This window comes from Xanthobacter sp. BG11Y11_SDJG (assembly GCF_057364445.1).
Genome location: NZ_JBNFNU010000174.1, coordinates 1 through 8,455, shown reverse-complemented (window position 1 = coordinate 8,455; position 8,455 = coordinate 1). Strand labels below are relative to the sequence as shown.

Annotated in this window: 6 protein-coding genes and 1 pseudogene; 1 reads left to right on the top strand and 6 read right to left on the bottom strand. The window is 69.9% G+C overall.

Going from position 1 to position 8,455, the window contains the following annotated elements; genetic code table 11:
• Window positions 1–110: 110 nt before the first annotated feature.
• The 4 genes from pdhA to parC form a co-directional block, all read right to left on the bottom strand.
• A complete protein-coding gene (gene pdhA, locus AC2W7M_RS14570) occupies window positions 111–1,124 on the bottom strand; it encodes a pyruvate dehydrogenase (acetyl-transferring) E1 component subunit alpha (RefSeq protein ID WP_486132975.1) in 1,014 nt (337 codons plus the stop codon).
• Between the two features lie 161 nt (window positions 1,125–1,285).
• Window positions 1,286–1,600, bottom strand: coding sequence for an FtsB family cell division protein (locus AC2W7M_RS14565; RefSeq protein ID WP_486132974.1), 315 nt, complete (start codon window positions 1,598–1,600; stop codon window positions 1,286–1,288).
• A 68-nt stretch (window positions 1,601–1,668) separates the two neighbouring features.
• The gene (locus tag AC2W7M_RS14560) at window positions 1,669–3,459 is read right to left on the bottom strand and encodes a chloride channel protein (protein WP_486132973.1); all 1,791 of its coding nucleotides are present in this window, start codon (window positions 3,457–3,459) and stop codon (window positions 1,669–1,671) included.
• Window positions 3,460–3,462: 3 nt separating this feature from the next.
• Entirely contained in the window at window positions 3,463–5,706 is a 2,244-nt protein-coding gene (gene parC / locus AC2W7M_RS14555; RefSeq protein ID WP_486132972.1) for a DNA topoisomerase IV subunit A, read from the bottom strand.
• Between the two features lie 240 nt (window positions 5,707–5,946).
• Here parC and AC2W7M_RS14550 point away from each other — a divergent pair, with 240 nt between their 5' ends.
• Complete coding sequence (locus AC2W7M_RS14550; protein WP_486132971.1) at window positions 5,947–6,261, top strand: hypothetical protein; 315 nt, start codon at window positions 5,947–5,949, stop codon at window positions 6,259–6,261.
• On the opposite strand, the pseudogene recO reads toward AC2W7M_RS14550, so the two are convergent.
• Both recO and era read right to left on the bottom strand, forming a co-directional pair.
• Window positions 6,218–6,957, bottom strand: a pseudogene (recO, locus tag AC2W7M_RS14545) (DNA repair protein RecO). The gene AC2W7M_RS14550 and the pseudogene recO overlap by 44 nt on opposite strands.
• 6 nt (window positions 6,958–6,963) lie before the next feature.
• On the bottom strand, window positions 6,964–7,896 hold the full coding sequence (era, locus tag AC2W7M_RS14540) for a GTPase Era (RefSeq protein ID WP_486132976.1): 933 nt from the start codon (window positions 7,894–7,896) through the stop codon (window positions 6,964–6,966).
• Between the last annotated feature and the right edge of the window lie 559 nt (window positions 7,897–8,455).

Below are 8,455 nucleotides of genomic sequence, written 5' to 3'. Positions count from 1 at the left end.
TCGGCCGCGAGGGCCGAGCGGCCGCCGCGCACGGCGACCACCCAGGCGCGATGGCGGCGATCAGGGCCGCCCCGGCGATGACGTGGAAGAGCGCGGCCACGGGCCGGGCCTCAGCGCAGCACGTCCGTGTACAGCTCGGCGGGATCGGGCTCCGGCTCGTGGCTCGCGAAGTCCGCCGCCGCATTGACGATGTCGCGGATCTCGGCGTCGATGGCCTTGAGCTGGTCCTCGCCCACCTTGTGCGCCTCCAGGAGCCGCACCCGCACCTGCTCGATGGGGTCGTGCTCGGTGCGCATCTTCTGCACCTCCTCCTTCGACCGGTACTTCGCCGGGTCCGACATGGAGTGGCCGCGATAGCGGTAGGTCTGCATCTCCAGGATATAGGGGCCGTTGCCCTCGCGGGCGAAGGCAAGCGCACGCTCGCCGGCGGCCTTCACCGCCCGCACGTCCATGCCGTCCACCTGCTCGCCGGGGATGTTGAACGAGGCGCCGCGCTTGGAGAAGTCGGTCTGCGCCGAGGCGCGCGTGACCGCGGTGCCCATGGCGTACTTGTTGTTCTCGATCACGTACACGACCGGCAGCTTCCACAGCTCGGCCATGTTGAAGCTCTCGTAGACTTGGCCCTGATTGGCCGCGCCGTCGCCGAAATAGGTGACGGAGACCGAGCCGTTCTCGCGATAGCGGTTGGCGAAGCCGAGGCCGGTGCCGAGCGACACCTGGGCGCCGACGATGCCGTGGCCGCCGAAGAACTGCTTCTCGATGCTGAACATGTGCATCGAGCCGCCCTTGCCCTTCGACAGGCCGCCGCGGCGGCCCGTCAGCTCGGCCATGACGCCCTTGGCGTCCATGCCGGTGGAGAGCATGTGGCCGTGGTCGCGATAGCCGGTGATGACCTGGTCGCCGGGTTTCATGGCCAGCTGCATGCCCACCACCACGGCCTCCTGGCCGATATAGAGGTGGCAGAAGCCGCCGATGAGGCCCATGCCGTACATCTGGCCGGCCTTCTCCTCGAAGCGGCGGATGAGCAGCATCTCGCGATAGGCCGCGAGGTCCTCGTCGGGGGTGAAGGCGGGAATCGCGGGCTCGGCAGCGGCGGCGCGGGCGGATGGTTTCTTGGTAGCCATCGGCGTCCTCGGATACGCGGAAAGGTGGACTTTCCTACTCCAGCTCGCCGCGCCCTCAAAGCGCCAAATTTGCGATGCTGCGCCGCAATACGTTGCCAGTCCTTGATTTTGCTTAATTGAACTGCAAAACAGTTCACGTGACATGTGAACTCGATATGAGTTCATTTATTGCGAAGCAGCACGACGTCCTTGGGGTGGATGAAGTCCAGCTGCCGGCGCCCCTGCTCGTCGAGCAGGTCCGGATCGAGCTGGGTCACCGCCAGGAGCGACACCTTGTGCTCGAGCGCCGCCCGCTGCGCCTTCAGCTGGTCCAGCTCGCTCTGAAGCTCCTGCAGCTCGTGCTCGTAATTGCGCTTGGCGAGCAGGCCGTGGTCGCCGGTATAAGCGTGATAGGCGAAGTAGCCGATCAGCGCGGCGGCGCCCACGTGGAGCGCGAGCGTGGCGAGGATGGTCTGGAGGCGGGAGCGACTCTGCATGGCGCCACTTTCGCCGATGCCGGTTTCCGTCCTGTTAAGGCGCCGGCCGGCGGGGCGTGGCGCGCGCGTCACTCCTCCGCGCCGAGCCCGCGCCGCGCGCGCTCCAGCTCCCGCGCGTAGCGCTTGAGCACATAGGCCTCCCCCAGAAGGCCCACCAACTGCCGTCCGGCTTTGTCCTCGACCACGGCGAGGTCCTCCGCATGGGCGGCGTCGAAGGCGGTGGCCGCCTCCTTCACGTTCATAACCGGCAGCAGCATCGTGTCCGCCTGCCGGGCGATCGCCGTCACCGGATCGCTGTCCGCGCAAGCGGGTGCGTGGGCGTCCGCCATCTGCACCAGGCCGCCATAGCGCCCTTCGCCGTCCACCAGCACCACCAGCCGGTGCGCACCGAGCGGCACCGCGGCCCTGAGCGCACCGATGGTCCCGGTCACGGGAAAGGTCGCGAAATCGGTGCGCATCATCCGCCCCACGGTCAGCTCGCGCATCCAGCCGATGTCCTGCGGGCTGCGGATCGCCTCGCCGCGCAGATGGAAGCGCCAGGTGGAGAAGGAGAAGCCGAAGGTCTCCCGCACCGTCAGCGAGGTCATGATCGCCCCCGCCAGCACATAGCCGGTGAGCGCGAGGTCGCCGGTCATCTCCAGCACCAGGAAGGTCATGGTCATGGGCCCGCCGATGATGCCCACCGCCAGCGCCCCCATGCCCGCCACCGCCAGCACCGCCGGATCCAGCCCGAGCGTCGGCCAGGCGAGCGCCAGCGCGCCGCCATAGAGCTTGCCCATGAGCGCGCCGAGGAACAGCGAGGCGAAGAACAGGCCGCCGCGGAAGCCGGAGCCGATGGAGAGCGCCGAGGCGAGGATCTTGAAGCCGAAGATCACCGCCACCGACAGCGTCACCGCGCTCTCCACCTGCTTGTGCAGGGCGCCGTGGCCGTCGGAGAGCACCTGCGGGCTGTAGAGCGCGAGCGCGCCCACCATCAGCCCGGCCACCATGGGCCGCAGCGGCGCGGGAATGCGGCTCTTGGCGAACCCGGCCTCGACCGCGGTGACGAGCCGCATGACCAGGATCGCGATCGCCGCCGCCACCAGCCCCAGGCCGAGCACCGGCACGATGTCGATGGGCGAAAGCGTCACCTCAAGCGGCATGTGGAGGCGTTCCACATGGGCGCCCAGCAGCCGCGCCGTCATCACCGCGGCGAGGGTGGCGGCGAGCACCGGGGCAGCGGCCGGAATGGAATAGGTGCCGATGATGATCTCGAAGCCGTAGAAGGCGCCCATCAGCGGCGCGTCGAAGGCCGCGCCGAGGCCCGCCGCCGCGCCAGCGCCCACCAGGATCCGCAGATCGTTGCGCCTCAGGTCGAACCACTGGCCGAGACGCGAGGCGATGCCGGAGCCGATCTGCGAGTAGCCCGCTTCCAGCCCCAGCGACGCGCCGAAGCCGTTGGACACCATGGTCTGCGCCGAGACGATGATGCTGTCGACCAGCGACATGCGCCCGCCGTGCAGCGCATTGGCCTCGATGGGGTCGACGAAGGGCCGGTTGCGCCAACGCTTCAGGGCCAGCGCGATCAGTCCCATGAGCGCCCCGCCCGCCGCCGGCACCAGCACCAGCCAGGGCGAAAGCAAGGCCGGCGATGCGCTCAGCCGCGCGCCCGGCTCAAGCCCGTACAGCACCTCGTGCGCCCATTGCGTGACGGTGCTCATGAAGGCGGCGGCCAGGCCCGCGAGCACGCCCATCACCGCCGCGATCAGCACCAGGACGATCTCGCGCCGGCGCGCGCTCGACTGGGCGAAGGCCGCGAGCCGCCGCAAGGCGGAGCCGGGCCTCCCGCTTCGCGACGGATCGGCCGGCGCCTCGCCCATGGCTCAGCCGAAGGTGTTGGTGCGCGGAAACCCCTTCGGCGGCAGGCGCCCGGCCGAGGCGCGCTCGCCCTGCCATTCCGCCAGCTCCGGCAGCTTCACGGTCCAGGTGCGCCCGGAGGTGTCCTGCCAGGTGAGCCCGTCGTCGAGCGTGAACACCTTGAGATCGGAGAGCCCGCCCTCGCGGTATTTCTGCAGCCGCACGCCGCGCCCGCGGGTCATCTCCGGCACCTGGGAGAGCTGGAACAGCAGCAGCTTGCGGTTGTCGCCGATCACCGCCACCGTGTCCCCCTCCACCGGCACGGCATTGAGCGCCGCGTCCGGCGCGTCCACCACCAGCACCTGCTTGCCCTTGCGGGTGTTGGCGACGCAGTCGTCCTCCGGCACCACGAAGCCGCGCCCTTCCTTGGAGGCGAGCAGCAGCCGACGGCCCGGCTGGTAGGCGAAGACCGAGACGATCTCGGCCTCCTGCTCCAGGTCGATCATGAGGCGCACCGGCTCGCCGTGGCCGCGCCCGCCCGGCAGCTTCGCCGCCTCCAGCGTGAAGAAGCGCCCGTTGGTGGCGAGCACCATGACCTTGGACGTGGTCTCGGCGAAGAAGGCGTGGCCGAGCGCGTCGTCGCCCTTGAACTGCAGGTTCGACAGGTCCTGCACATGGCCCTTCAGCGCGCGGAGCCAGCCCTTCTGCGACACCACGATGGTCACCGGCTCGCGCTCCACCAGCGCCTCGGTGAAGGCGTCCTCGTGCACGGTGGGGGCGGCGGCGAAGGTGGTGCGGCGCCGGCCGAGGGCGGTCTCGGGGCCGTAGGTCTTGCGGGTGTCGCGGATTTCCTTGGCGATGGCGCGCCACTGGGCGCCTTCCGAGCCCACCAGCTTGTTGAGCTGGTCCTGCTCCGCGCTGAGCGCGTCGTGCTCCTTGCGGATCTCCATCTCCTCCAAGCGCCGCAACGACCTGAGGCGCATGTTGAGGATGGCTTCCGCCTGCACGTCGGTGAGCGAGAAGGTGGCGATGAGCGAGGCCTTCGGCTCGTCCTCCTCGCGGATAATGCGGATCACCTCGTCGAGGTTGAGATAGGCGACGAGATAGCCGCCCAGCACCTCCAGGCGGTGGGCGATCTGGTCCAGCCGATAGCGCGAGCGGCGCAGCAGCACGTCGCGGCGGTGGTCGAGCCATTCGCGCAGCGCCTCGGCGAGCGAGAGCACCTTCGGGATCTGGCCCTTCACCAGCACGTTCATGTTGAGCGGCACGCGGGCCTCAAGCTCGGTGAGCTTGAACAGGCTCTCCATGAGCACTTCGGCATCCACCGTGCGGGCGCGCGGCTCCAGCACCAGGCGGATGTCCTCGGCGCTCTCGTCGCGCACGTCGGCGAGCAGCGGCAGCTTCTTGTCGGTGAGCAGCTCGGCGATCTTCTCCACCAGGCGCGACTTGGCGACGCCGTAGGGGATTTCCGTCACCACCACCTGGTAGGTGCCGCGGCCGGTCTCCTCCTTCTCCCAGCGCGCCCGCACGCGGAACGAGCCGCGCCCGGTGGCGTAGGCTTCCGCGATGCCCACCGGATCGTCCACCAGGATGCCGCCGGTGGGAAAGTCCGGGCCGGGCACGAACTTCAGGAGGTCGAACGCCATGGCGTCCGGGTGGTCGACGAGATAGAGCGCGGCGTCCAGCAGCTCGGCGGCGTTGTGGGGCGGGATCGAGGTGGCCATGCCCACCGCGATGCCCTGGGAGCCGTTGGCGAGCAGGTTCGGGAACGCCGCCGGCAGCACCGCCGGCTCCTCCTCGGAGCCGTCATAGGTGGGGCGGAAGTCCACCGCGTCCTCGTCGATGCCGTCCAGCAGCAGGCGGGCGGTCTCGGTGAGGCGCGCCTCGGTGTAGCGCATGGCGGCGGCGTTATCGCCGTCCACGTTGCCGAAATTGCCCTGCCCGTCCACCAGCGGATAGCGCTGGGCGAAATCCTGGGCGAGGCGTACCAGCGCGTCATAGACCGACTGGTCGCCGTGCGGGTGAAACTTGCCGATCACGTCGCCGACCACGCGGGCGGACTTCTTGAACCCCTGCCCCGGATCGAGCCTGAGCTGGCGCATGGCGTGGAGGATGCGCCGGTGCACCGGCTTCAGGCCGTCGCGGGCGTCGGGCAGCGCCCGGTGCATGATGGTCGAGAGCGCATAAGCGAGATAGCGCTCTTCCAGCGCCGCCTTCAGCGCCACCTGTTCGATATGCCCGTCGCCGGGCGGGAGTGTGCGGGTTGCCATGGGTCCGCAGTTACCCCGCGCCAGGGGGCGCGGCAAGCCGCTTTTCCGAGCGCCGCCGGATGCCCGCCATGGTTTCTGGATACCTCGCCGGATTGCGGCGGAAACTTTCGCGAATTCAGGGCGTTAAGGGAGCGCCGGACGCCGTTCCGACAAACTGCCGCCGCAGCCCTCGCGTAGCGTCAGCATGCGGGATATGGCGGGCGGCCCGGGTGACCGGCACGCCCGAATGGAGGATGCAGGATGAAGAAACTGGCATTGGCGGCAGGCGGGGCTCTGGTGCTTGGTTTCCTGGCCGCGGCATCGCCCGCGGCCGCGGGGTCGTTGGGTTCGTCCGGTGCCACCATGCTCGGTCCGGTTCAGGCCCAGGCCGGCGCCGAGGAGGTGCGGTGGCGCCGCGTCTGCCGGCAGGTCCGCGTGTGGCGTTACGGCCGCTGGCGGTGGGTGACCCGGTGCCGCAGCGTCTGGATCGGGCCGGCGCTGCGGTCCGGGCTGGGGCCGGCCCTGCTGGTGATCAGTCCGATGGCGGCGCGGCGCCCCGGCGCCATGCCGCGATGAACGACGCGCGGGCGGGCGAAAAGGCCAGCCCGCGCGGCTCCAGAACCCGCGTGGCGATGAAATGGCCGGTGATTCGCAGGCCGTCCTCCACCTCGTCCGTCCCCGGCGGGCTCGCGCCCCCGAGGAAGAATCCCGGCAGCGGAAACAGGCGGTCATGAAAGGGCGAGCCCGCATCGCGGCTCACCGCCCGGCCGCTCTTCGGCGAGACATAGACGAGGTCGTTGCGCCCGCCGGTGGCGGCGCAGGTCTCCAGTTCCAGCCCGAAGCCCATTTCGGCGAGCACCGCCAACTCGAAGCGCGCCACCAGCATGCCAGCGCTGTCCGTGTCCTCGATCGCGTCGAGGATGGCGCCGGTGGTGTCGTAGAGCCCTTCGTGGGGATCGCGCTCGGGCAGCAGATGCAGCAGCTGCGCCATGTGGGAGAGGCCGAAGGCGGCATGGGCCTGCGCCATCAGCCGGTCGGCCCGCAGGATGCTCGCTTCCAGGAGATAGTTGCCGAGATGCTCCTCGAGCCGCGCGCGCCAGGTGGCGAGCACCGTGTTGCCGGGCTGGAGCACGCTCGACTGCTGGCGCGAGGTGCCGCCGCGCACGATGCCCAGATGGCGGCCGCGCCGGCGCGTCAGAAGCTCGACGATGGCGCCCCCCCCTCCCCGTGGCGCCTGACACCGAGAACGATGCCCTCGTCGCTCCATTCCACCGCCGTCTACCCCTTCGGGAATTCCAGGCCCATCTCGCGGTAGCGCTCGGGGTCGTCGGCCCAGTTCTCGCGCACCTTGACGAACAGGAAGAGGTGCACATTCTGCTCGATGATCTCGGAGATTTCGGCGCGGGATTCCGAAGAAATCGCCTTGATGGTGGCGCCGCCCTTGCCGAGCACGATCTTGCGCTGGCTCTCGCGCTCGACGAAAATCGTCTGCTCGATGCGCACCGAGCCGTCGCGCAATTCCTTCCAGCTCTCGGTCTCCACCGTGGAGCGGTAGGGCAGTTCGTCGTGCAGGCGCAGGAACATCTTCTCGCGCGTGATCTCGGCGGCGAGCATGCGCATCGGGGCGTCGGAGATCTGGTCTTCCGGATAGAGCCAGGGGCCGAGCGGCACCGCCTGGGCGAACCAGGCCTTGACGTCCTCGATGCCGTCGCCGGTGAGCGCCGAGATCATGAAGACGCGCTCGAACGCCACCTGCTCGGTGAGCCGGGACGCCAGCTCCAGCAGGGTGTCGCGGCGGATGAGGTCGATCTTGTTGAGGATCAGCGCGCGCGGGCGGCGGATGTCGGCGAGCGGCTTGAGAAGGCCCTCGACCTCCGGATCAAGGCCGCGCTTGGCGTCCACCAGAAGCGCCACCACGTCGGCGTCGGCGGCCTGGGTCCAGGCCGAGGACACCATGGCCCGCTCCAGCCGGCGCTTGGGCGAGAAGATGCCGGGGGTGTCCACCAGGATGAGCTGGGCCGCGCCGGCCAGAGCGATGCCGCGGACGATGGCGCGGGTGGTCTGCACCTTGTGGGAGACGATGGAGACCTTGGTTCCGACCAAAGCGTTGGTGAGGGTGGACTTGCCCGCATTGGGCGCGCCGATGAGCGCCACGAAGCCGCAGCGGGTCGGCCCCTCCGGCAGCGCGGGCGGGCTGGACGGATCGTCCAGATCGGCGTCCGGATCGTCGTCCAGGTCCTCGTCGTCCAGATCCTCGTCGTCGAGGTCGTCGTCCAAATCGTCGGAGAGGTCATCTGCCGCCGCCGGGTCGAACGCGGTGCCTGCGAGGTCCGCCTCAGGATCCCCGGCGAGCGCCGTCGCGTCGTCGCCCTCGGGCGCCGCGCGTGCGGGCGCCGCCGCGGCGGCCTCGGGCCTCGGCTGGTCGATCTTAGGATCCCGGTCCTTGCCTTGGGCCTTGCCCCGGCCGCCTGTCTTGCCGCTCATAATGTCCCGTTCACTGGGGCCGGCGGCCGACGCCGCGGCCGTTCCTTCGACCTGTGAAGATTGATCCTATCACTTTTGCCGGTGCTCCGGCCAAAAGCGGTGCGGCCCGTTCTCAGGTGCCGCTTTGCGCCTGCGCCTCGCCGGTCCACACCCCCTCGCGCACCAGGAAGGCGGCGGCCGCCGCTTTCTGGGCCGCCTGCTTGGAGGCGCCCGTCGCCTCCGCCGGCGGAAGTCCGGGCAGGTCCACCAGCACGGTGAGCGCGGCGCGTGGTCGGGGCCCGAGCGC

Coding starts and splice junctions, on each gene's coding strand:
- pdhA (WP_486132975.1), bottom strand. CDS start 1,124: ATGGCTACCAAGAAACCATCCGCCCGCGCCGCCGCTGCCGAGCCCGCG.
- AC2W7M_RS14565 (WP_486132974.1), bottom strand. CDS start 1,600: ATGCAGAGTCGCTCCCGCCTCCAGACCATCCTCGCCACGCTCGCGCTC.
- AC2W7M_RS14560 (WP_486132973.1), bottom strand. CDS start 3,459: ATGGGCGAGGCGCCGGCCGATCCGTCGCGAAGCGGGAGGCCCGGCTCC.
- parC (WP_486132972.1), bottom strand. CDS start 5,706: ATGGCAACCCGCACACTCCCGCCCGGCGACGGGCATATCGAACAGGTG.
- AC2W7M_RS14550 (WP_486132971.1), top strand. CDS start 5,947: ATGAAGAAACTGGCATTGGCGGCAGGCGGGGCTCTGGTGCTTGGTTTC.